General features: G+C 71.3%; 20 protein-coding genes. 8 read left to right on the plus strand and 12 right to left on the minus strand.

From position 1 onward, the window contains the following. Positions 1-3 precede the first annotated feature (3 nt). The 3 genes from AC0N04_RS04935 to AC0N04_RS04945 form a co-directional block, all read right to left on the minus strand. Positions 4-246, minus strand: a complete 243-nt coding sequence (locus AC0N04_RS04935) for a hypothetical protein (RefSeq protein WP_474279266.1) — start codon at positions 244-246, stop codon at positions 4-6. Between the two features lie 207 nt (positions 247-453). Next, positions 454-1218 (minus strand): alpha/beta fold hydrolase, encoded by a 765-nt coding sequence (locus AC0N04_RS04940; protein WP_474279268.1) that lies wholly within the window; start codon positions 1216-1218, stop codon positions 454-456. Further along, the gene (locus AC0N04_RS04945; RefSeq protein WP_474279270.1) at positions 1218-2258 is read right to left on the minus strand and encodes a M14 family zinc carboxypeptidase; all 1041 of its coding nucleotides are present in this window, start codon (positions 2256-2258) and stop codon (positions 1218-1220) included. Before AC0N04_RS04945 ends, AC0N04_RS04940 begins: the two co-directional genes overlap by 1 nt. Before the next feature lie 100 nt (positions 2259-2358). Here AC0N04_RS04945 and AC0N04_RS04950 point away from each other — a divergent pair, with 100 nt between their 5' ends. Then, positions 2359-2544, plus strand: coding sequence for a hypothetical protein (locus AC0N04_RS04950; protein ID WP_474279272.1), 186 nt, complete (start codon positions 2359-2361; stop codon positions 2542-2544). Here the strand turns inward: AC0N04_RS04950 and AC0N04_RS04955 are convergent. Beyond that, the gene (locus AC0N04_RS04955) at positions 2541-3866 is read right to left on the minus strand and encodes a glycosyltransferase family 4 protein (protein ID WP_474279274.1); all 1326 of its coding nucleotides are present in this window, start codon (positions 3864-3866) and stop codon (positions 2541-2543) included. The genes AC0N04_RS04950 and AC0N04_RS04955 overlap by 4 nt on opposite strands. A 158-nt stretch (positions 3867-4024) precedes the next feature. Here AC0N04_RS04955 and AC0N04_RS04960 point away from each other — a divergent pair, with 158 nt between their 5' ends. Beyond that, the gene (locus AC0N04_RS04960) at positions 4025-4636 is read left to right on the plus strand and encodes a hypothetical protein (RefSeq protein ID WP_474279276.1); all 612 of its coding nucleotides are present in this window, start codon (positions 4025-4027) and stop codon (positions 4634-4636) included. A 45-nt stretch (positions 4637-4681) separates the two neighbouring features. Here AC0N04_RS04960 and AC0N04_RS04965 read toward each other — a convergent pair whose 3' ends face one another. Then, the gene (locus AC0N04_RS04965; RefSeq protein WP_474279278.1) at positions 4682-6334 is read right to left on the minus strand and encodes an aminotransferase class III-fold pyridoxal phosphate-dependent enzyme; all 1653 of its coding nucleotides are present in this window, start codon (positions 6332-6334) and stop codon (positions 4682-4684) included. A 56-nt stretch (positions 6335-6390) separates the two neighbouring features. Here AC0N04_RS04965 and asd point away from each other — a divergent pair, with 56 nt between their 5' ends. The 3 genes from asd (at position 6391) to AC0N04_RS04980 (ending at position 11401) form a co-directional block, all read left to right on the plus strand. Continuing rightward, the gene (gene asd, locus AC0N04_RS04970) at positions 6391-7275 is read left to right on the plus strand and encodes an archaetidylserine decarboxylase (RefSeq protein WP_474280490.1); all 885 of its coding nucleotides are present in this window, start codon (positions 6391-6393) and stop codon (positions 7273-7275) included. A gap of 132 nt (positions 7276-7407) precedes the next feature. Continuing rightward, positions 7408-9750, plus strand: a complete 2343-nt coding sequence (locus AC0N04_RS04975) for a TonB-dependent receptor (protein ID WP_474279280.1) — start codon at positions 7408-7410, stop codon at positions 9748-9750. A gap of 109 nt (positions 9751-9859) precedes the next feature. After that, positions 9860-11401, plus strand: coding sequence for an alkaline phosphatase family protein (locus tag AC0N04_RS04980; protein ID WP_474279282.1), 1542 nt, complete (start codon positions 9860-9862; stop codon positions 11399-11401). A 41-nt stretch (positions 11402-11442) separates the two neighbouring features. Here AC0N04_RS04980 and AC0N04_RS04985 read toward each other — a convergent pair whose 3' ends face one another. The 3 genes from AC0N04_RS04985 to AC0N04_RS04995 are packed head-to-tail and all read right to left on the minus strand — an operon-like array spanning position 11443 to position 14244. Beyond that, on the minus strand, positions 11443-12825 hold the full coding sequence (locus AC0N04_RS04985; protein WP_474279284.1) for a sensor histidine kinase: 1383 nt from the start codon (positions 12823-12825) through the stop codon (positions 11443-11445). Further along, positions 12801-13466 (minus strand): response regulator transcription factor, encoded by a 666-nt coding sequence (locus AC0N04_RS04990; protein ID WP_474279286.1) that lies wholly within the window; start codon positions 13464-13466, stop codon positions 12801-12803. The genes AC0N04_RS04985 and AC0N04_RS04990 overlap by 25 nt, the downstream gene beginning before the upstream one ends. A gap of 19 nt (positions 13467-13485) precedes the next feature. Beyond that, positions 13486-14244, minus strand: coding sequence for a COG4705 family protein (locus AC0N04_RS04995; protein WP_474279288.1), 759 nt, complete (start codon positions 14242-14244; stop codon positions 13486-13488). 653 nt (positions 14245-14897) lie between these two features. On the opposite strand from AC0N04_RS04995, the gene AC0N04_RS05000 reads away from it, so the two are divergent. Genes AC0N04_RS05000 through AC0N04_RS05010 form a run of 3 tightly spaced genes read left to right on the plus strand, consistent with a single transcriptional unit; the run spans position 14898 to position 17496 of the window. Continuing rightward, on the plus strand, positions 14898-16283 hold the full coding sequence (locus tag AC0N04_RS05000; RefSeq protein ID WP_474279290.1) for a cytochrome C: 1386 nt from the start codon (positions 14898-14900) through the stop codon (positions 16281-16283). Positions 16284-16293: 10 nt separating this feature from the next. Next, positions 16294-16896: a c-type cytochrome gene (locus AC0N04_RS05005; RefSeq protein WP_474279292.1), complete on the plus strand. Its 603-nt coding sequence runs from the start codon at positions 16294-16296 to the stop codon at positions 16894-16896. An 18-nt stretch (positions 16897-16914) separates the two neighbouring features. Then, positions 16915-17496, plus strand: coding sequence for a hypothetical protein (locus AC0N04_RS05010; protein WP_474279294.1), 582 nt, complete (start codon positions 16915-16917; stop codon positions 17494-17496). 70 nt (positions 17497-17566) lie between these two features. Here the strand turns inward: AC0N04_RS05010 and AC0N04_RS05015 are convergent, their stop codons facing one another. From AC0N04_RS05015 to AC0N04_RS05030, 4 genes are all read right to left on the minus strand, one after another. Then, complete coding sequence (locus AC0N04_RS05015; RefSeq protein WP_474279296.1) at positions 17567-19135, minus strand: ArnT family glycosyltransferase; 1569 nt, start codon at positions 19133-19135, stop codon at positions 17567-17569. Positions 19136-19377: 242 nt separating this feature from the next. Further along, positions 19378-19602 (minus strand): hypothetical protein, encoded by a 225-nt coding sequence (locus AC0N04_RS05020; protein ID WP_474279298.1) that lies wholly within the window; start codon positions 19600-19602, stop codon positions 19378-19380. A 338-nt stretch (positions 19603-19940) separates the two neighbouring features. After that, positions 19941-20438, minus strand: coding sequence for a hypothetical protein (locus AC0N04_RS05025; RefSeq protein WP_474279300.1), 498 nt, complete (start codon positions 20436-20438; stop codon positions 19941-19943). 13 nt (positions 20439-20451) lie between these two features. Then, on the minus strand, positions 20452-21615 hold the full coding sequence (locus tag AC0N04_RS05030) for a hypothetical protein (RefSeq protein WP_474279302.1): 1164 nt from the start codon (positions 21613-21615) through the stop codon (positions 20452-20454). Between the last annotated feature and the right edge of the window lie 44 nt (positions 21616-21659).

Raw genomic sequence — 21659 nt, forward strand, 5'->3', positions numbered from 1 at the left:
GCCTCAGACCGAGCGCGCCAGCGCGCCGCACGACAGCCGCTCCAGCGCCGCCACCGAGCGCTCGAATCGGGTCGAGGCGATCATCGAGCGCTCGATCCAGCCGGCCCGCACCGCGGTCGCGTACTGAAGCCGCATCGCGTCGAAAGGCAGGCCCAGGACAGCTTGCGCCACCTGCATGCCGACCCGGCCCAAGGGGCACAGATCGGGAACGACGAGGCGTTCTTCGGACGGGAGATTCGGGTTCATGGCGCGCCTTCAGCGAAGGGACCGGAGCTTGGATGAGCTCGATCGCGGTGGACAGGATGAGTCCGTGGGGAGAGGGGTCAGGCGAGTATCTAAGGGTTAACGCTTGGTTTGCAAGCACCCACGTGCACGCAGGCGCCGAAAGGCAGCCGAGTTCCCCTGCCAGCAACGGTGGGGCGATGAGCGGCCGGCGGGGGCGGCCGCGGCGCGTCAGGCCGGCGGCGGCGGCGTGCTCAGCCAGTGCTGGATCTGCGCCAGCACCCAGTCGGCGTCGTCGAGCGGCAGGTCGTGCCCGGCCCGGGGATGCTCGGCCAGCGTCAGCTGCCACCGGCTCGCCAGACGCCGCGAGCAGCGCACATCGACCAGGCCGTCGCGTGCGCTGGCCAGCACCAGCAAGGGCACGGCCGGCCGCTGCCGCGGCGCGTGGAAGCGCCAGGCGGCCCACAGCTGGCGCAGCGTGTTGGCGGCCGACACCGGATGGCGGCGGCGCAGGCCGACCCAGTCCTCGACCACCGGGTCGCCCGCCGGGTGCAGCCGGCTGGTCAGGCGCAGCACGATCTCCTCCTGGCGGCGCGGCTCCTTGTGCGCCAGCAGCAGGCGCAGCAGGCGGGGCGCGTTCGCCGGGCGCATGCGCCAGTACCAGGGCGCCACGCCGCGCAGGCTGGTGTTGACCAGCACGCCGCCGGCCAGCTCCTGCGGATGGCGTGCGGCCCAGTCGGCCGCCACCATGCCGCCCAGCGACAAGGCCAGCAGCCGGTAGGGGGGCGGCACGCCCTGGGCCTGGAGCTGGGCGCGGCAGGCCTCGGTCATCGCCGCGACGCTCGCCGGGCTGCGCAGCCGGTACAGCGCGCCGTTGCCGGGCAGGTCCGGCGCGATCACGCGGGCGTCCGGCCACGCGGCGCGCAGCTGCTCGGCGAACGGGCCCCAGTGGCCGCTTTCGCGGCTCAGCCCCCGGAGCAGGATCCAGGCGGGCATCACGGCCGCGCTCGCCGGTCGTACCAGCGCGCCAGGGCCTGCGCCTGATGCTGCCGCCGAGCGTCGCCCTCGGGCAGCCAGTTGCGGTAGCTGGCGGTCGCGCGGGTGATCAGGTCGAGCCAGCCCAGGTGGCGGCGCAGCACCCGGTGCTGGCGGTGCTGCACCAGCGGGTTGAAGATGCCGTGGCGGGAGAACAGCTGGCGCGGGTTCTTCTTGATCCACAGCCACGACCCCATTTCCAGCGTCAGCGGCAGGAAGACCGGGCCCGGGCGCTCGCAGGCCTGCAGGTAGAGGTGGTCCCACAGATCGCCATGGGCCAGGTATTGCCGGCTTTGCGGTTCGAACACATAGCGGTGGTGGAGCAGGCTCTGGTCGATCATCTCGCCGAGCGCGTGCAGTTCGGCGAGATGGTGGATCGGGCGCGCGGTGTGGGCGAACGGAAACCAGATCCGGTCGATCAGGCCGAAGCCGGAATGGCAGTCGACCGCGAGGCTGAACGGGCGCCCCAGCAGCTCCCGTTGCACCACCGCGCACAGCGCCTGGCTCTCCGGCTCCATCGGCGCGCCCTCGGCGCCCCGGTACCAGGGCAGCTTGGCGCTGAAGCGCTGCCCGCCGACCAGGAACGGCGCGCCCGGCGCCTCCACCGGGGCGTTGCGCATCAGGTCGATGCCGTTCGGGTTGGCCCGCGTGCCGTGCCACAGCCCACCCGGGTTGACCAAGGGCACGAAGACCAGGCGCAGCGACGCCAGCAGCCGGTGCAGGCTGTCGTCCCAGCGCAGCCGCATCACCAGGCTGCGCAGGTAGGCGATGACCACCTCGGCGCCGATGCGTTCCAGCCCGTGCACCCCGCCGAAGAAGCCCACCGCCGGCAGGCTCGGGTCGTCCCGGCCCAGCGTGTAGGCGTGCACCGGCCAGCGCGCCGGGCCGACCCGGACCTCGCACAGCAGCTGCGTCGCCATCGCCGGGCCGGCCAGGTCGGACAGCGCCTGCAGTTCGTGCAGCTCGGGCAGGTCGGGAGGCATCACGCGGCGTCGGGCCATGGAGTCGAAGGGGGCAGCATAGGGCCGGACCGTGCCATCACCGCGTCACATGCCGAGCCTAGTCTGGCCGCTTCTTCGCCCTTGCACGAGCCTGCCCGCCATGATCTTTCCGCCCCCCGTCCACCGCTGGCTGACCCACCCCGCCCTGGCGCTGACCGGCGCGGCACTGGGCGGGCTGATCGAGGTGTGGGCGCTGGCACGGGGCCGCTGGTCGTCGCGGCGCTGGCAGGCACCACGCGGCACGACGCAAACCGGTTCATCCGACGGCGTGGCACCCGGGCGTTAAGGCTTGGCCCGCGCCACCGACTGCGGCCGGCTCGAGCCGGTGTCCGCGCCGGGCCGGGCCAGCCGGCGGGCCACGACCTCGGACGCCAACGGCCGGCTGGCCGCCGCGGCGAGTCCGGTGGCGGTCAGCGCGTTGTAGACCGCCTCCACCTTGGACAGGACGCCCTGCCAGCTGACGTCGACGGTCGCCTGGCGCGCGCGCAGGCCCATCGTGCGCAGCACCGCCTTGTCCTGCGCCAGACTGCGGGCCAGCCGGATGAATTCCGGCGCATCGCCGAACGGCGCCAGCAGGCCGCTCATCATCGGGCGCACGAGCTGCTGTGCCGCGGCGTAGTCGTAGGCCAGCACCGGCAGGCCGCTGGCCATCGCCTCCGGCGTCACGTTGCCGTAGGTCTCGGTGAGGCTGGGGAAGACGAACAGGTCGCCGCTGGCGTAATGCGCCGCCAGGTCGTCGCCATGGCGCATGCCGGCGAAGATCGCCGTCGGGCAGCGCGCCTGCGCCTCGCGCCGCGCCGGCCCGTCGCCCACCAGCACCAGCCGTGCCCGCGGCTCGACCTGGCGCATCGCCTCGAAGGCCTGGAGCAGCGTGACCAGGTTCTTCTCGGCCGCGAGCCGGCCGACATGCAGCACCACCAGATCGTCCGGCGCCGCACCCCACTGGGCCCGCAAGGCCTCGGAGCGCTTGGCCGGGTCGAACAGCGCGGTGTCGACGCCGCGCGACACCACGGTCACGTTGTGGAAGCCGTACTCGGTCAGGCTGCGGCGCAGGCCCTCGTCGGGCGTCATCGTGCACTGGGTCAGGTTATGGAACTTGCGCAGGTAGGCCATGATGGGCTTGTGCAGCCAACCGACGCCGTAGTGCTTGCTGTAGGCGTGAAAATTGGTGCGAAAGTCCGAGCACACCGGCAGCTTCAGCTGCACCGCGGCCTGCAGCGCGGTCCAGCCCATCGGGCCTTCGGTGGCGATGTGCACCACGTCGGGACGGCGCAGCGACCACAGCCGGACCAGCGCCTTGCGCGAGGTCAGCCCCATGCGCAGGTGCGGGTAGCGCGGGATCGGCAGCCCGCGCATCAGGACCTCGTGGAAGCGCACGTCGCTGGTGGCCGTCTCGTGGCGGACCTGGCTGGGCCGGATCAGCTGGATCTCGTGATTGCGCTCGCGCAGGCCGTCGACCACGCTGGCGATGCTGCGCGCCACCCCGTTGACTTCGGGCGGGTAGGTCTCGGTGACGATGGCCACGCGCAGCGAGCGCCGCTGCGCCGGGAAATCATCGACCCGGATATCGAGATCGGCGTCGGGATCAGCGTCGGCATCGTTCGGCATGGCGCGATCGTCGTGCGCCACGGCGACACCGGTGTGACACCGGCACGACGGCCGCGTGTCGGTGTCCATCGCGTGACCGTCACCGACGTTTCATGAAGCCTCGTCACCATCCGGTCACCCCCCCTTTTCGCCGGCCCGCCGGCACCCGAGGACCGCCGATGCTCACCGACTTCCGCAACGAACTGGCCCGTCAACGCTGGGACGATCACCGCTACTACCACCACAGCCGCATCAACCAGAGCCTGCACCTGGTCAGCGCGATCTGCTTCCTGATCGCCTACGCGCTGCTGTTCATCGACCCGCCGTCGGCCGCGCTGCTGGGCTGGGGGGTGTCGATGGTCACCCGCCAGTCCGGCCATTTCTTCTTCGAGCCGCTGGGCTACGACGAGGTCAACCAGGCCAGCAACGAGCACAAGGAAGCAATCAAGGTCGGCTACAACCTGCGGCGCAAGCTCGTGCTGCTGACGCTGTGGGTGGCCGCGCCGCTGCTGCTGTGGGCCAGCCCCAGCCTCGGCGGCTGGGTGGCGCCGGCCACCGGCGCCTGGGCCTTCTGGCACCAGGTCGGCTGGGCCTGGCTGGCGCTGGGCGCGGCCGGCCTGCTGGCGCGTACCGTGCACCTGTTCTTCTTGAAGGGCATGCAGCCGGGCCTGGCGTGGATGACCAAGATCCTGACCGACCCGTTCCACGACATCGCGCTGTACCACCGCGCGCCGCTGCACCTGCTGCGCGGCGAGTGGATCGACCCGATGACCCACGTGCGCCAGGGCTGAGCGGTGGGCCGCCCCGGCGGCCGGCCGGGGTGCCGCCCCACCGCCTCAGCGACGCGACGGCATCAGCATCTCGCGCAGCAAGCTCAGGCGGATGGCCCGGCGGCTGCTGGCCGGCCCGCGCCACCACCAGCCGTCGTCGCTCATCTGCTGCGCCGCCGCCACGAAGCGGCGGCTGACCTCATCGAAGTCCGCCTCGCGGTAGTTCAGGCTGAAGATCAGGCGGCCGGTCCCGACCCAGCTCAGCGCCAGGCCCTGCTCGCGCAGGTAGTACTGCAGCATCCAGTGATAACGCGACGCGACGGTGTAGTCGACGGTCCAGATCGACGACAGATGGGCCACCCGCACCGGCAGGCCGGCCTGCGCCAGGCGTTCGTTCAGCGCGGCGGCGCGGCGGTCCTGCACGGCGTCCAGATCCCGGTACTGCGCGGCCGCCTCGTCGCTCTCCAGATGGTCCAGGAAGGCCGCCATCGCGCCCATCACGTAGGGGTGGGCATTGAAGGTGCCGCGGGCGAAGCAGAGATCGGCCGGATGGTCGTCGCGGTAGCGCTTCATCAGCTCGCGCCGGCCGCAGACCACGCCCACCGGCAGGCCGCCGCCCAGCGTCTTGCCGTAGGTCACCATGTCGGCCTGGACGCCGAAGTACTGCTGCGCGCCGCCCGGAGCCAGCCGGAAGCCGACGAAGATCTCGTCGAAGATCAGCACGATGCCGCGCTCGCTGCAGACCTCGCGCAGCCGCTTCAGCCACGCCGTGTAGGCGGCGCGGTCGACGCCCGCGCTGCGCGAGCCGTCGACCAGCGACGAATCGCCCGGCGCGCCGCGGTTCGGATGCAGCGCCTGCAGCGGGTTCACCAGCACGCAGGCGACGTCGCGCCGGCTGCGCAGCACCTGCAGGCTGCGCTCGCTCAGGTCGCTCAAGGTGTAGGTCTCGCGCGGCGGCAGCGGGTTGCCCGGGCCGGGCTGCACGTCCTCCCACCAGCCGTGGTAGGCCCCGCAGAAGCGCACCAAGTAGTTGCGGCCAGTGTGGTAGCGCGCCAGGCGCACCGCCTGCATCACGGCCTCGGTACCCGACATGTGGAACGAGACTTCGTCCAGCCCCGAGATGCGCTTGAGCCGCTCCAGGTTGGCCGCCACGCACGGGTGGTAGTTGCCCAGCACCGGCCCCAGCGCCTGGACCTGCGCGCTGCCGTCGGCGATGCAGCGCTTGTAGACGTCGTAGCCGAACACGTTGACGCCGTACGAGCCGGCGAGATCGTAGTAGGTGTTGCCGTCCAGGTCGGTCAGCTGCACGCCGCTGCTGGCCTGCAGCACCGCGCCCACCGGCAGGCGCTGGCGCACATAGGCGCTGAACTGGAACGGCACGCGGTAGGCCGCGGTGAACTGCAGGTCGGACAAGGTCTCGCGAGCCTGGGCCGTCCACGCCAGCGACCGCGGGCAGCGCTGCACGAAGGCCGCCGAGAGCCGGTCCATGCCGGCGCGGCGCCGGGCCGTCACCTCGGCCGGTGCGCCGTCGCAGCCGAAGACGCGCGTCGCGTCGTAGGCGTAGCCGGGCAGCCACCGGGCCACCCGCTTGGCCATGCGCGCATGACCGGCGAGCGAAGGGTGCTTGGCGCGCGACAACGCCAGCCGGCGCCACAACGGCGGCAGCACGGTGGCGAGGGCCGCAGCCCCCAACGCCGTCAGAGTGAACCTGTGATCCATGAATGCCCATGAAGTGATGCCTGAACGCATCTGTACCTTGAGGAATTGACAGCGTGATGAAACCCCGCTCCTGGCGCGACCGCCTGCTGCAGCAGGAAGACCTGAACTTCCTGCTCACCAACCGCATTCCGCGCATCGCCGCCACCCGCTTCATGGGCTGGTTCAGCCAGATCCGCCATCCGCTGGTCTGCCGCCTCTCGCTCGCGGTGTGGCGCGGCTTCACCGACCTGGACCTCAGCGACGCCCGGCAGACCCGCTTCGCCAGCCTGCACGAGTGCTTCACGCGCGAACTGCGGCCCGGCGCCCGCCCGGTGGACCCCGACCCCGCCGTGCTGGCCAGCCCCTGCGACGCGATCGTCGGCGCCTGCGGCCAGATGCACGGGCTGAGCCTGTGGCAGGCCAAAGGCTTCCCTTACACCCTGGACGACTTGTTCGGCCACGCCGGGCGCGCCGAGGCCTTTCGCGACGGCTGCTTCGCCACCTTGCGACTGACCTCGGCGATGTACCACCGCTTCCACGCGCCGCACGATGCGCGGGTGACCCACGTGACGCACCTGGCCGGCGACACCTGGAACGTCAACCCGATCGCGCTCAAGCGGGTCGAGCGCCTGTTCTGCAAGAACGAGCGTGCCGCCCTCCACCTGAGGTTGGCGCAGGGCGGCCACCCGATCGCGCTGGTGCCGGTGGCCGCGGTGCTGGTGGCCAGCCTGCGCCTGCACTTTCTCGACCTGCTGCTGCACGGCCGCTACCCGGGACCGCACGAACTGCCCTGCGACGCCGCGGTGGCCAAGGGGCAGGAACTGGGCTGGTTCCAGCACGGCTCGACGATCATCGTCTTCGCCCCCAAGGGCTTCGTGCTGGCCGAGGGCGTGGCGCCCGGTGCACGGCTGCGCGCGGGCCAGGCCCTGATGCGGCTGCCTGCCACGCCAACCACGGCGTGAGCGCCGGATCGCGCTGAAGCACGAAAGCAACGCCTGCGTTTCGCCCGCGCAAAGGCGCGCCGGTGTCACGGCCACGTCACGGCGGCTGCATTCAATCGCCTTTTTTCATTTGCTCACAAACAAAAGGCCACCATGCGCATCCCTCTCCACCTCAGGACCCATCCCCTCACGGCCGTGAACCAGGCGCTGCTGTGCGCGCTGGCCATCGGCTGGCCGGCCGCCCATGCACAGACCGTCGACGCGGCGGTGCAGGTGATCAACGTGGTGGGCAACCAGAGCGACGCCGACAAGCTCAAGGCGCTGCAGCACAGCGCGCCCGAGCAGGCGATCACGCAAGGCTCGCTGCTGTCGACGCAGCCGCAGTCGGTGCTCAGCCAGCACGTGATCGAGAACATCGCCGCGCCGACCTCCAGCTACACCGACCTGATCGCGATCTCGCCTAGCGTCGTCAGCGTCGACCCGAACGGCCCGGGCCTGATGGAATCGCAGGGCGGCCCGACGATCCGCGGCTTCCAGGACGGCCAGTACAACGTGACCTTCGACGGCATCCCCTGGGGCGACTCGAACGACTTCACGCACCACTCCACCTCGTACTTCATGCCGCAGGACCTGGGCCGCATCGTGGTCGACCGCGGCCCGGGCGACGCCACGACGATCGGCACCGCGACCTTCGGCGGCACCGTGGCGGTGGAATCGAAAGATCCGCTGGCCACCGCAGGCACCACGCTCTACGGCTCGATCGGCAGCTTCGGCACGCGCCTGCTGGGCACGGAATTCGACACCGGCACGCTCAAGGACTACGGCGGCCTGCAAGCCTTCATCGACTACCGCCAGGTCAAGACCGACGGCTACCTCACCGGCGCCGGCCTGCGGCGCGAGAACCTGTTCATCAAGGCCGTGAAGCCGGTGGGCGAGGCATCGACCTTGACCCTGGTGGCGATGAAGAACGTGCTGAACCAGCACTACTCGTTCGGCGCCACCTCCTACCCCTACGTCGCCGTGCAGGCCGACGGCCAGCCCGTCACCAGCACGCTGCCGGGCCAGATGCAGCAGTTCGGCAGCAACTATGGCCTGAGCAGCGACCCGCAAAGCCAGGCCTACAGCGGCTACAACTACGACGACATCTCGTCCAACATGGCCTATGCCGGCCTGAAGACGCAGCTGGGCGCGGTCCGCATCGACAACAAGCTCTACACCTACGCCTACTACCACCGCGGCTACAACGGCCTGGACCCGAACGGCGGCAACCTGGCCTACGGCACGGGCAACGGCCCGGCCGGCTCGACCGGCGACGGCACCTTCCCCGCCGGCGCAGGCACCACCAACGGCACGGTCAACAGCGGCCTGAACGTGCCCGGCCAGCGCATGATGATGAACTACCGCTCGGTCGGCGACACGCTGCGCCTGTCGCAGGACCTGGCCGCTGGCACGCTGAACTATGGCGTGTGGGTCGACGACCAGACCAACGACCGCTTCCAGTACGAGATCGACTGGACCAACGGCGGCGGCTTCAACGCCGCGAACGCCGCCGCCGCGACCGACCGCCTGATGCACGACACGCTGCTGTCCGTCCAGCCCTATGTCGCCTTCGCGTGGCACGCGGCGCCGCAGCTGACCGTGACGCCGGGTCTGAAGTACGCCGACTTCCGCCGCACGATCGACGCCGCGGTCAACCAGAAGACCGGGCTGCCGCTGAACTATTCGCACAGCTGGTCCAAGGCGCTGCCCAGCATCGACCTGCATTACATGGTCAACCCGGAATGGAGCGCCTACGTGCAGGCCGCCAAGGGCTTCCTGGCGCCGAACCTGAACCTGTTCTACGTCGCCAACCCGCAGGTGACCGACCAGGGCGCGACGCCCGAGAGCACCGACAACTTCCAGGTCGGCAGCACCTGGAAGTCGCACACCATGACGGTCTCGGGTGACCTGTACGCGATCAACTTCGACAACCAGATCGCCTCGCGCACCGTGGGCGGGGTCAAGGAGTTCTACAACCTGGGCGGCACGCGCTACCGCGGTGCCGAGGCCGAGGTCACCTACTACGTCGGCGCCGGCTTCAGCCTGTACGGCAACGCGGCCTACAACCAGGCCAAGCAGACCGCCAACGGCCTGCAACTGCCGGGCGTGCCCAAGACGACCGCCACGCTGGGCCTGATCTTCAACGACGGGCCGTGGTACGCCTCGGCGGTGACCAAGGTGGTGGGCTCGCGCTATGGCGACATCCATGCCGACGCCTCGGGTGCGCCGGTGGGCATCTACAACTTCGCGGCCAACAACGTCACCAACCTGAGCGTCAACTACACCGTGCCGCATGGCTTGCGCGTGCCGGCCGGCACCAAGATCGGCGTGCAGGTCAACAACGTCTTCGATCATCGCGACCTGAACGCGCTGGCGGCCTACACCGCCAACAACGTGCCGCTGTTCTTCTCGCTGCCGGGCCGCGGCGTGACGCTGAACTTCTCGGTCCCGTTCTGATCCCGCGCGCGCCTTGGCGCGCACTCCGGTGCTGCGCCGACCAGACCACTCCGCGGTCGGTCGGCGCAGCACGCTGTCGCTCACCCGGGCGCCCTGCCCGCCCCATCCCATGACCAACCGCTTCTCCCGTCGCCAGCGGCCCCGCCGGCTCGCGCTGGCGGCCTTCGCCGTCGCCACGCTCGCCAGCGCCACCGCCGTGGCCGCGCCGGCCCCGGCACCGCGCTTCCAGCATGTGATGCTGATCAGCGTCGACGGCCTGCACGCGCAGGACCTGCAACGCTACGTCGCCAGCCATCCGGCTTCCACGTTCGCCACGCTGGCGGCCCATGGCATCACCTACACCCAGGCCCGCACGCCGGCGCCGGCCGATTCGTTTCCGGGCCTGCTCGCGTTGACCACCGGCGGCACGCCCTCGGCCACCGGCGTCTACTACGACGTCACCTACGACCGCACGCTGTCGCCCCCCGGCAGCGACTGCCGCTCCCACGGCAGCGTCGTGCGCTACGACGAGTCGCTGGACCTGCCCGGCGCGCCCAAGGGGGCGGCGGTGCTCGACCCGCACCAGCTGCCGCTGGATCCGGCTCATGGCTGCGCGCCGGTCGCGCCGCACCAGTACCTGCAGGTCAACACCGTCTTCGACGTGGTGCACGCCGCCGGCGGACGCACCGCCTGGGCCGACAAACACCCCGCCTACGACCTGGTCCAGGGTCCGTCGGGTCACGGTATCGATGACTTGTACACGCCCGAGATCGGCGACAACTTCCGCGGCGCGAGCGACCCGGGCGCCGACAAGATCACGGCGTCGGTCGAGCGCACCGCGGCCTACGACCGCGACAAGGCCCAGGCGGTGCTGAACTGGATCGCCGGCAAGGACCACGCCGGCAGCCGCGACGAACCGGTGCCGGCGCTGTTCGGGATGAACCTGCAGGCCGTCAGCGTGGGGCAGAAGCGCGGCGGCTACCTCGACGCCGCCGGCCGCCCCGGCCCGGCGCTGGACAAGGCGCTCGCCGACACCGACGCGCTGCTGGGCGACCTGATGCAGGCGCTGCGGCAGCACGGCCTGGCCGATTCGACCCTGGTGGTGCTGAGCGCCAAGCACGGCAACGGCCCGATCGATCCGTCCCGCTTGCGCCGCATCGACCAGGCCGGCTTGCAGCGCGTGATCGCGCAGACCGCCGGCGCGGCGCCGGCCCAGCTGACCACCGACACCGCCGCATTGGTCTGGCTGGACCCGACCCACCCCGCGAAGCCGCGCGACGTGGCCGCGGCCTTGACCCGCCACGCCGCCGAACTGGGCATCGACCGGGTGCTCTGGGGTCCGAGCCTGGCGCGCGCCTTCGGCGGCCGCGGGTTGCCGCGCCGGCAGCCGGACCTGGTGGTGGTGCCGCGCGCCGGCGTGATCTACGTCGAGGCCGGCGACGACAAGCGCGCCGAGCACGGCGGCTTCTCGGACGACGACCGCCATGTCGCGCTGCTGCTGTCGAACCCGGTGGCGTTCAGCGGCCCGGCCCAGGTGAGCCGGGCGGTGAGCACGGTGCAGGTCGCTCCCACGCTGCTGCGGGCCCTGGGGTTGAAGCCCGACGCCTTGCAGGCGGTCTCGGCCCAGCACGTGCACGTCCTACCGGAACTGCCGCAAGGCGGTCCCCGGTAAGCGCGCAAGCCCCCGGGGGCTCGCGGCATTACTCCGGGGGATCAGCCGATCGCGGGTGACGCAGCGTCAACCCGCTCCGGCGGCAGCGGCAGCCGCAGGCTCAGGCGCAGCCCGTCGAGCGGCGGCGGCGCGGATGCCAGCCGCACCTCGCCGCCCAGGCGTTCCACCAGCGTCTTGACGATGGACAGACCCAGGCCGGAGCCCGGCTGGCCATTGCCGAGCACGCGGTAGAAGGCGTCGAACACCCGCTCGCGCTCGTGCTGAGGAATGCCCGGGCCGCTGTCGTCGATGTGCAGCAGCGCGGCGCCGTCCCGCAGTTCCAGCGCGACATCGACCCGGCCGCCGGCAGGCGTGTAGCGGACGGCGTTGTCGATGCCGTTGCGCAGCAGCGTGAACAAGTCGATCTCGCTGGCGCTCAACCGCACGTCGTCCTGACCGGTGACCCCCAGGTCGATGCCCTTGGCCTGGGCGAGCGGCATCAGGTCTTCGAGCACGCGGCGGATCACCGCCTGCACGCTCACCCGATCCGCCGGAGGCGACGCGGCGGCCGACTGGGCACGGGCCAGTGCCAGCAGTTGCTCGAGCAGCAGGCGATTGCGCGCCAAGCCTTCGCGCAGACGGGCCAGACGCTCGGCCGCCTCCGCCGGCAGCTCGCTGTCGGCCAGGCGCTCCGCCTGCAGCGACAGCGCAGTCAGGGGCGAGCGCAGTTCGTGCGCCGCGTCGGCGACGAAGCGCTGCTGCGTTTCGATCGACTGCGCCAGCCGCGCCAGCAAGCGGTTCAGCGCGACCACAAACGGGCGCACTTCGAGCGGCAGCGGCTGCGGCGCGATCGGATGCAGGCCCAACTCGCTGCGCTGGTCGAGTTCGGCCGACAGATCGGCGATCGGGCGGAAGCTCGACCTCACCAGCCGGGCCACCAGCAGCAGCAGCAGCGGCACCAGCACCAGGAAGGGCAGCACGGTGCGCAGCGCGCCGGCCCGGGCGGCCTCGTCGCGCACCGCGGTGTCCTGCGCCACGGCCAGGCGCTGGCCGGTGGCGAGCGTGCGCACCAGCACGCGGTAGCGGCGCGCGCCCGCCGGCGCGGTCTGCAGGCCCTCGACCAACGGGACGCTCCAGGCCATCGTGCCGGCCGCCGCCGCCGCGGGCTGCCCCGCCGACGGCAGCATCTGCACGGCGACCGGGAAATCGACGTCCCCGGCGGACGCGTCGGGGGCGTCGGCCGGGCGCGGCGCGGGCAGGTGCTGCCGGTCGAACAGCGCGGCCACCTGGCGCAGCACGTCGTCCTGCAGTTCGTTGGCCTCCTGCAGCGCATTCAGGAACGCCAGCGCGCCGGCCGCCACGGCCACCGCGACAATGGCCAGCAGCAGCTCCAGCGACAGCCGCAGCCGCAGCGAATGCTTCAGGCGCTCTTGGAAACCATCCATCCCACGCCTCGCACGTTGCGGATCGCCTGGCTGCCCAGCTTCTTGCGCAGCGCGTGGATCAGGAACTCCACGGCGTTGCTCTCGACCTCCTCGCCCCAGCCGTAGATGCGCTCTTCGAGTTCGGCCCGCGAGAGGATCGCCCCGGGCCGCTGCAGCAAGGCCCGCAGCAGCGCGAATTCGCGGTTCGACAGGCGCACCGCCGCCGCGTCGCCGCAGCGTGCCTCGCGGGTCGCCGGATCGAGCAGCAGTTCGCCATTGCCCAGCAACGGCGCCGCCGCGCCGCCCTTGCGGCGCTCGACCGCGCGCATCCGGGCCAGCAGCTCGCTCATCGCGAAGGGTTTGAGGACGTAGTCGTCGGCGCCGCCGTCCAGGCCCCGGATGCGATCCTCCAGCCCGTCGCGGGCGGTGAGGATCAGCAGCGGCACCGGGCTGCCCTGGCCGCGCAGGCGCTTGAGCACGTCCAGTCCGTCCCGGCCGGGCAGGCCCAGGTCCAGCAGCACCAGGTCGTAGGACTGGGTCGCGAACGTGTCCAGCGCCGTCTGGCCGTTGCGCACCCAGTCCACGGCATACGAGGCGTCGCGCAGCGCAGCCTGGACGGCCTCGCCGATCATCGCGTCGTCTTCGACCAGCAGCACCCGCATGGCGTTGGCGCCGCGGCGCTCAGTGCGCCCGCTCGGCCGCGCGGTGCCTGAAGAGCGTCAGGCTGAGCAGCATGAAGCCCAGCAGCACCGCCGACGCGGTGTAGCGGCTCAGTGCCAGGCCGCCGGCCGCCACCGGCTTGTCGAGGAAATCGCCGACCACGGCGCCCAGCGGGCGGGTCAGGATGAAGGCGGCCCAGAACAGCGCAGTGCGGGACAGCCGGGTCCACAGGTAGGCCGCGACCAGCAGCGCCAGCAGCACGCCAAACACGAGCATGCCGCCGCGGTAGCCCAGGCCTTCCGAATCGGCCGTCCAGTCGCCCAGCGCGGTGCCCAGGGTCTGCGAGAACATGATCGTCGTCCAGTAGAACATCTCGGCCCGGGGCGTGCGGATCGACGTCACCGACACGGTGCCCATCGTGCGGTGCCAGACGAACAGCGAGGCCAGCAGCAAGCCCAGCAGCAGCGAGGCGCCGCCCGCGTAGCCGATGCCCAGCGAGCGATCGGCGAAGTCGGCCAGCGTCGTGCCGACCGTGGTGGTGGCGATGATGGTCGTCCAGTACAGCAGCGGGTGGAAGCCCTGGGCCCGGATCTGCGCGGCCACCGCCACGGCGAAGACGGCGGCGAAGATGGCGGTGGCCACCAGGTAGCCGAGGTTCATCGACATCGACACGGCGTCGCCGCCGGTCTCGCCCAGGGTGGTGGCGGCGATCTTGATCAGCCAGAACACCAGAGTGACTTCGGGGACCTTGCTCAGGGCCAGGTCGGTGCGCTTGTTCATCGGTCGTCCATTCCATCAGGTCGCCGTGGCAGGCCCCGGTGGGCCGGCGGATGAGGCGAGGAGCATCCAGTATCCCCGCGCACACTTAGGCGAACCCTAGCCGAGGCGGGCGGCGAAGCCGAGGCGCGGGGCCGCGAGGACCGGGTCCGCCGCCGCGCTGTCCGGACCGGCCGCGGCGGCTTGATAGCGATCAGTCTCGCGCCGATCGCGGCCGGTGGGCCGGCGGGCCACCCGGCGTGCCCGGTGCGGCGCCGCCGCCGATCGGGGTGCCGGGAGGGTCGTGGCGCCTGGACCACGGGGTAAAGGCGAGCGTTTTTGTCAGCCTGACAGACATAAATCTTTACCCTCTGTGGTGTGCAGGGCACAAATATCGATGCAAATGCAGGTCGGTGTCCGCAATGCGTCCAGGTTGACATCTGTCAACCTTCGCGCGACCCTGAAAGCGTCTCATGGCGTCCTGCCGCCAGAGAACCGATCGATGTGCCCCCCTCTGAAGCCGACCGCCACCACGTCGTGGGAACTCGTTCCCGCGGCCGACGCGGACCGCACGGCCGAACGGGGCATGAAGCCTCCGACGGAACGCCTTCCGATCATTGATGGCATGGGATCCACCCAGGCCCCGACATCCCACCCAGGCTGAACAGGAGATCGTCATGAGACCCAGCAAACTGAGGACATTCCTCGCCACCATGGCCGCGGCCAGCGGCGCCCTGCTGCTGGCGCCCGGCAGCGCCCAGGCCGTGCCCAGCTTCGCACGCCAGACCGGCATGGCCTGCGAGGCCTGCCACACCGTGTTCCCGGAGCTGACGCCGTTCGGGCGCCGCTTCAAGATGCACGCCTACACCATCGACAACCTGCCGCAGGTCAGCGGCATGAGCGCCAACAAGGACCAGACCCTGGTGCTCAACCAGGTGCCGCCGCTGTCGTTCATGCTGCAGGCCTCGTACACCAGCACCAAGGCCAAGCTGCCGGACTCGCAGCAAGGCGTGGGCTCGGTGCCGGCCGACGCGCTGGCACAAAACGGCCAGGTGCTGTTCCCCCAGCAGGCCAGCCTGTTCTATGCCGGACGCATCGCGCCGAACTTCGGCGCCTTCGTGCAGATGACCTATGACGGCACCGCGGGCACCTTCGGCTGGGACAACACCGACATCCGCTATGCCCGCCCGGCCAGCGACACCTTCCTGTGGGGCGTCAGCGCCAACAACAACCCGACCGTGCAGGACCTGTGGAACACCACCCCGGCCTGGCAGTCGCCGTTCGACCAGCGCAGCGCCACCGCGCCGACGCCGGGCGTCTCGACCATGATCGACGGCGGCCTGGCAGGCGCCGGCGTCGCGGGCCTGAGCGTCTACGGTTCGTGGAACGACGTGGTCTTCGGCGAGGTCGGTGCCTACCGCTCGGCCCCGGCGGCGGCGCAGATCGACAGCACCAGCACCAACGTGGTCCATGGCATGGCCCCGTACTGGCGCCTGGCCTACGAGCGCCAGTGGGACCGCAACTCCTGGGAGGTGGGCGCCTACGGCGTGGACGTCAACATGTTCCCGGGCGGCGGCAACGCCCTGTCCGGCCCGACCAACCACTACCGCGACTGGGCGATCGACTCGCAATACCAGTACATCGGCGACGAGAACCTGGTGTCGGTGACCGCCACCTACATCAAGGAAAACCAGACGCTGGACGCCACCTACGCGGCCGGCGGCTCCGCCAACCCGACCAACAGCCTGAAGACGCTGCGCGTCGGCACCAGCTACTACTACCAACGCCGCTACGGTGGCGCGCTGGGCTACTTCTCGACCACCGGCACGACCGACGCCACCCTCTATCCCACCGGCGTCCCGGTCGGCGGCTACGCCAACGGCTCGCCCGACAGCCGCGGCTGGAGCGCCGAGTTCGACTGGGTGCCTTACGAGAACACCAAGTTCGCGCTGCAGTACACCGCGTACAGCAAGTTCAACGGCGGCGGCAGCAACTACGACGGCATGGGCCGCAACGCCAGCGACAACAACACCGTGTACCTCCTGGGCTGGATTAACTTCTGAGCAGGCCACCATGAAGAAGATCACCGCATTCGCACTGACCGCCCTGCTGGGCGCCACCTCGGGGCTGGCGTTCGCGCAGCAGACCCCTCAAGCGCTGGCTGCCGGCGTCTGCTCGGCCTGCCACGGCCCGGAAGGCCGCAGCGTGTCGCCGGTGTTCCCGCGCCTCGCGGGACAGCAGGCCGCCTACATCGTGCTGCAGCTCGACGCCTTCCGCGGCCATGTCCGCGGCGACCCGAACGCGCAGGCCTACATGTGGGGCATGGCCTCGCAGCTGAGCGACGATTCGATCAACGGCCTGGCCGAGTACTACGCCAAGCAGCCGGCCGTCAAGGAGAAGGCCGGCACGCCGGCGCTGATGGCCGAGGGCGAGAAGATCTACACCCAGGGCATCCCGGCGCAGAGCGTGCCGGCCTGCGCCAGCTGCCATGGCGCCAATGCCGAAGGGGCGGCGGCGTTCCCGCGCCTGAGCGGCCAGCATGTCGAGTATCTGGTGGCGCAACTGCAGGGCTTCCAGTCCGGCGTGCGCGCCAACGCGCCCATCATGCTGAACGTGGCCCGCACGCTGAGCACCGAGCAGATGCAGGCGGTGGCCAGCTACGCGGCGGCGAAGTGACCGGCCGGGGTGCATGACATGCCACGTGCCGATCTGACCCGCAGGGTGACCCGCCCAGGCCGGGTCCTGCCGCTGATCGCGTCGCTGGCGCTGCTCGGCACGCAGGCCGCCTGGGCCGGCGAACCCGACGTCGCCACGCTGCAAAGCGAGGTCCAGGCGCTCCAGACCATGGTGTTGCAGCTGAACGCACGGGTCGAACGGCTGGAGGGCACCTCGCCGCCGGCCGCGGCAGCCGCCGCGGCTGCCCCTGCGGTGCCGAAACCGAACGCCCTGCCGGCGGCGATGCCGGCCGCGCCGGTGACGGTGCCACTGGCCGCCCAACCGGCGCCGGTGGCCGCCCCACTGGCCGCGCTGCAACCAGGCGCGACCCCGGCCGACCTCGGCCCCGAGGCGCTGCTGCGGCTCAACTGGGCGAAGATCGCCGCGGCGATGCCGGCCAGCGAGGTCTCGACCCTGCTGGGCAAGCCGTCGAAGATCTTCACCGTCGACGGCCGCACCGTCTGGTACTACGTGTACCCGTCGATCGGCACCGGCTCGGTGTTCTTCACCGGCGACAACCGGGTATCGAGCCGCCACTCGCCGTTCGGCTGGGGCGGTTGAGCCTGCGGCGCGCCGCCGGGAGGCGGTGCGCCGGCCGCGCGAGCGCTCACCCTCGCGTCAAGGCCACGGGCTAACGCGCGCAGGGCCGGCTCGGATCGAGCGCCGGCTGGACACGCCAGACCAGGCCGGGGAAATCCGCGCCGGCCGGCTGCCAGCCCTCGGCCGACGCCGGCGGGTTGTCGCGCAGCACCAGGCGGGCGCAGTGCAGACGGGCGGAGTCGCTCACCCACGGGCTGATCGTGGCGTCGCCGTCGATCAGCACCAGCGGATGCTCGTGCATGCGCAGCGACAGGGCGCCGGCCACCGCGCCCGGCCCATCGATCACCCGCACCGGGCCCCCCAGAGCCCGCCGCACCGGCCGGCTCAGATCGTGGGCGAGGCGTGCCGACGGGAAACGGCTCCAGTGGGGGCTTTGCAGGCCGGCCGGCGCCTTGGGCGAGGTCGCCAGGTTGATGGCCAGCAACAAGCCCTGCAGGACCACGAAGGCCTTGAGCGCCCGCGGCACATGCAAACTCAGCCGGCCGCCGCGGCGCCAGGCCCACAGCTCCATCACCGCCGGCACGGTGAAGTGCACGAAGGCCGTGCCCCATTGCGCCTGCAGGTCGGATCCGAAGACCAGCCCCATCCCGGCCATGAACAGCAGCGGCACGAAACCGAAGGACCACAGCAGCGCGCGGTCCAGATCGATCGCCGCAGGCCTTGCCGAAGCGGGCGGTTCGCCGTCCTGCGCCGCGGCGCCGGAGCCCGGCGAGGCGATCGCGAAGGCCAGCAGCAGCCAGGCCGGCAGCAGGCGGTTGAAGCCCTGGTCGACCAGCCACCAGAGCACGTCGGACACCCGCTTGCGCACCGACATGTCGGCGGCCAGCGACGAGTTCATCGCATAGTGGATCGGCCCGAAATCGTGGTTTACCAGCCAGACCAGGTGCGGCGTCATCACCAGCAGCGCGACCAGCGTGGCCAGCCAGGCGCCGGTGCGATGCACCCGGTCCGCCCAGCCGCGCTGCTGCCACCAGACGACCGCGACGCACACCCCGGTGACGGCGATCTGGTACTTGCTGATGCCGCCCAGGCCCAGGCTCAGGCCCAGTGCGGCCCACCACCCCAGGCTGCGGGTGCGAAAGGCCTGCCAGCAGGCCACCGCGCTGGTCGTGACGAACAGCATCAGCACCGTGTTGTGGTTGTAGAAATGCAGGCGGCCGTTGTAGTAGGTGATGCACAGCCCCGCCAGCAGCGCGACGCTGGCGAAGGTGCGGCCGCGCAGGCGGAACAGCAGGCCGGCGAACACGCCCATCGACGCCAGGGTCAGCAAGGCCCCCATCAGGTAGCTGCTGCTGGCGCGCAAGCCCAGTTCGTGCACCACCGGCCACAGCAGCCAGGTGGGCAGCGGCGGGTGCTTGTAGTAGCCCCACTGCAAGGAGCGCACCCAGGTCAGCTGCTCGACGTTGTCCATCGGCGGCGTCAGGCTGACCAGGCTCAGCTCGCCGAGCCAGACGGCGGCGAACGCCGCCAGCCCCAGCACGACCCGCCAGGCAAAGGAGGCCGGCAGCACGCGCGCCAGGAACCGCCACGGCGAGCCGGCTGGCGCAGGAAAGGCCGCCGTCGAGAGGTCTGGCGGCGTGATCGGGCGGGAGCTTTCCAAGGTCGAACTCTTTTCAAACTGCTGGTGAAGAGGCGTGGACTGCCCCCGGGGAGGGCCTGCTCGCGCGAGCAGCACCGGGTCTTGCGGGCGAGCGGGATCGGCGGGCGAGCCGCTGGGCAGCGGCGCATTTTCGTACATTGCCGGCCCGCGCGCCTGCGCGAGGTGGCGGGCACCGCCGCCGTGGCCCGAACCGCGGGGGTCGCCGCGGGTCGCCGGCCCCTGTGCCGGCGGCGACCCCGCGCTCAGGCCGCCCGCATGGTGCGGCGCAGGACGTCGACGCTGCAGCCCTGCACGAGTTCCAGCAACAGGCCGCGCGCCACGTCGGTGGCGATGCGTCCCTCCAGCTGGACGCTGCGGCTGCCGAAGTCGCGGTTCCAGACCGTCAGCATGTCCGACTGCGTGGCGTAGAAGCCACCGAAGATCCGGTCGCCATAGCGAATCGTGATCGGGGTTCCTCGCATCAACATGGCGATACCTCCATGAACCCCGGTAACGCTGTTCCGCGACGAACGCCCCGCAGCGTGGGCGGCGGCGACAAGACGACAACGGACAGCGCCCGGCGGGGCGGTGAACAAGTCCTGCGCGGGGATCGCGAGGTGCCTGCCGAGGCTTCAACGCAATCGGCGGGCCAACCCGTCCGCGGCGCGGGCCGCCGCGCCGGTCCGCCGGGCGTGGCCAAGGGCGAAGCGGTCGATCGGCCGCCCCGTCGCGACGCCCGCGCCGGCGTCGGTCGACGCCCCAGTGCGCAAGAACTTGCAGAGAGCGCTGCGCAAGCCGACGAGACTTGCGCACACGGCGCCCGGCCTCAATGCGGGCAGGGTGCGGTGCCGTCCGGACTGGCGATCAGCGCGGCCACGTCGACGCGCGGATCGACCGAGCAGGCCGACACGTAGCCGACCGCCCCCGGCGTCGCCGCCACGAAACGCAGCACCGCCTCCTCCGAGGCCAGCACCGGCGGCGGCAGCACGCCGTGGAAGTATTCGTCGTTCCAGTAATCCTGCAGGTCTTCGGGACTGCGCTTGAACAGCCACATCGAGAAGTTGCGCCGCAACGGGTGCGACGCCGGCAAGTTCACCGGCAGCACCCGGCTGCGGTCCGGCCACAGCAGCCGCTTGCGCGCGTAGATGGCATAGACCAGGGAGCGCGACAGCGGCAAGGCCAGCGACGACGAGGGAGCGACGACCACCGCGATCGGCGGCTCGGGCGGACCGGCCCGCACCGCCGGCACCGAGAGCGCCAGCCACAGCGCCAGGGCCAGGCGACGCCGCGCGGTCGACAGCGGGTTGGCAGCGGATCGAAGCACGCCGGGCATCCGCTCAGAACAGCAGCGTCACCGAGGTCAACAGGCCTTGCGGCAGCCCTTCGGCCGATGCGTTCGACCGCACCCATTCGGCCTTGGCCACCCAATGCCGCCCGCTGCGGTAGACCACGCCGAGCAGTGCCGAGCGGCTGCTCAAGGCGTCGTCGGCGCGCTTGTAGGTCTCGATCCGCGTCACCGCGAACCAGCGCAGCGTCAGCGGGAAGACCGCCTGGACGAAGCCGCCGTGCTCGGTGGCGCCCGGCTGGCCGGTGGCGCTGCGCCGCGCGATCGCTTCGGTGCTGAGCTCGGTGCCGTGCGAACTCCAGACCAGGTCGATGCCGGCCAGCCGGAAGCTGTCGGTGCTGTCGTCGCGTTGCACGAAGTCGCTCAGCGAGGCGCCGACCTGCAGGGCCGGCGTCAGCGCGGTCGCCAGGCGCAGCCCGAGCGCGCGCCGGAACGGATCCTCGCGCGGGCTGGCGCGCCAGCCGCTGCCCTGCGAGGCCCAGAGCTGGTAGTCGACCCAGTGATTGCCCACCGGCAGGCTGCCGAAAGCCATCGCCCCGGTGGCGTTGGTGGGGAAGGCCGAATCGGAAATCAGCGGCCGCAGCGTGGTCCAGGTCAGCGGGTCGGAGTGTTCCTGGTTCCAGCGCCCGATCGGCGTCAGGAACTTGCCCACCCGCAGCGTCAGCGCGTCGCTGGCCCGGTAATCGGCGTACAGGCGCTCCAGCGAGACGAAGGCCGCGGAGGCGGCGCCGTCCTGGCTGTCGACGTGCGAGGGCAGTTGGGCCGCGTCCTCGGCGTCGACTTCGCCCAGCAGCTTCCAGGTCGCGCTGGGCTCCCACCACAGGATCGCGCTGAGGTGGCTCAGGTTGAGCCGGCTGCGGTCGCTGAACTGGGGGTCGCTGGACGCCGAACCCGCCGCCACGCCCGCGCCGCCGGACTGCGGCACCAGCAACTGCAGCGTGCCGTATCCGGCCAGGTGGACGCCCGGGCCGAACACCCGGCCGGCCGGCGGCGCGGCGGGCAGTTCCTCGGCCACCGGCGCCTCCACCGCGTCGGCCCGGGCGAGCAGCGGTGCGCCCAGCAGCGCGCACAATCCGAGCCCATGCAGCCAGCCTCGCCAGATCGTCGTCAGCGCTCGGTCGCGGCGTCGCCCGCGGACGGGGGGGAGGAGGTTCATGGCGTGAGGCACGGAGCGGTGATTGTCCACAATGGCCGGCACCG

It is taken from the genome of Ideonella sp. sgz306126, from assembly GCF_056032705.1.

Coding starts and splice junctions, on each gene's coding strand:
- AC0N04_RS04935 (WP_474279266.1), bottom strand. CDS start 246: ATGAACCCGAATCTCCCGTCCGAAGAACGCCTCGTCGTTCCCGATCTG.
- AC0N04_RS04940 (WP_474279268.1), bottom strand. CDS start 1,218: ATGCCCGCCTGGATCCTGCTCCGGGGGCTGAGCCGCGAAAGCGGCCAC.
- AC0N04_RS04945 (WP_474279270.1), bottom strand. CDS start 2,258: ATGGCCCGACGCCGCGTGATGCCTCCCGACCTGCCCGAGCTGCACGAA.
- AC0N04_RS04950 (WP_474279272.1), top strand. CDS start 2,359: ATGATCTTTCCGCCCCCCGTCCACCGCTGGCTGACCCACCCCGCCCTG.
- AC0N04_RS04955 (WP_474279274.1), bottom strand. CDS start 3,866: ATGCCGAACGATGCCGACGCTGATCCCGACGCCGATCTCGATATCCGG.
- AC0N04_RS04960 (WP_474279276.1), top strand. CDS start 4,025: ATGCTCACCGACTTCCGCAACGAACTGGCCCGTCAACGCTGGGACGAT.
- AC0N04_RS04965 (WP_474279278.1), bottom strand. CDS start 6,334: ATGGATCACAGGTTCACTCTGACGGCGTTGGGGGCTGCGGCCCTCGCC.
- asd (WP_474280490.1), top strand. CDS start 6,391: ATGAAACCCCGCTCCTGGCGCGACCGCCTGCTGCAGCAGGAAGACCTG.
- AC0N04_RS04975 (WP_474279280.1), top strand. CDS start 7,408: ATGCGCATCCCTCTCCACCTCAGGACCCATCCCCTCACGGCCGTGAAC.
- AC0N04_RS04980 (WP_474279282.1), top strand. CDS start 9,860: ATGACCAACCGCTTCTCCCGTCGCCAGCGGCCCCGCCGGCTCGCGCTG.
- AC0N04_RS04985 (WP_474279284.1), bottom strand. CDS start 12,825: ATGGATGGTTTCCAAGAGCGCCTGAAGCATTCGCTGCGGCTGCGGCTG.
- AC0N04_RS04990 (WP_474279286.1), bottom strand. CDS start 13,466: ATGCGGGTGCTGCTGGTCGAAGACGACGCGATGATCGGCGAGGCCGTC.
- AC0N04_RS04995 (WP_474279288.1), bottom strand. CDS start 14,244: ATGAACAAGCGCACCGACCTGGCCCTGAGCAAGGTCCCCGAAGTCACT.
- AC0N04_RS05000 (WP_474279290.1), top strand. CDS start 14,898: ATGAGACCCAGCAAACTGAGGACATTCCTCGCCACCATGGCCGCGGCC.
- AC0N04_RS05005 (WP_474279292.1), top strand. CDS start 16,294: ATGAAGAAGATCACCGCATTCGCACTGACCGCCCTGCTGGGCGCCACC.
- AC0N04_RS05010 (WP_474279294.1), top strand. CDS start 16,915: ATGCCACGTGCCGATCTGACCCGCAGGGTGACCCGCCCAGGCCGGGTC.
- AC0N04_RS05020 (WP_474279298.1), bottom strand. CDS start 19,602: ATGTTGATGCGAGGAACCCCGATCACGATTCGCTATGGCGACCGGATC.
- AC0N04_RS05030 (WP_474279302.1), bottom strand. CDS start 21,615: ATGAACCTCCTCCCCCCCGTCCGCGGGCGACGCCGCGACCGAGCGCTG.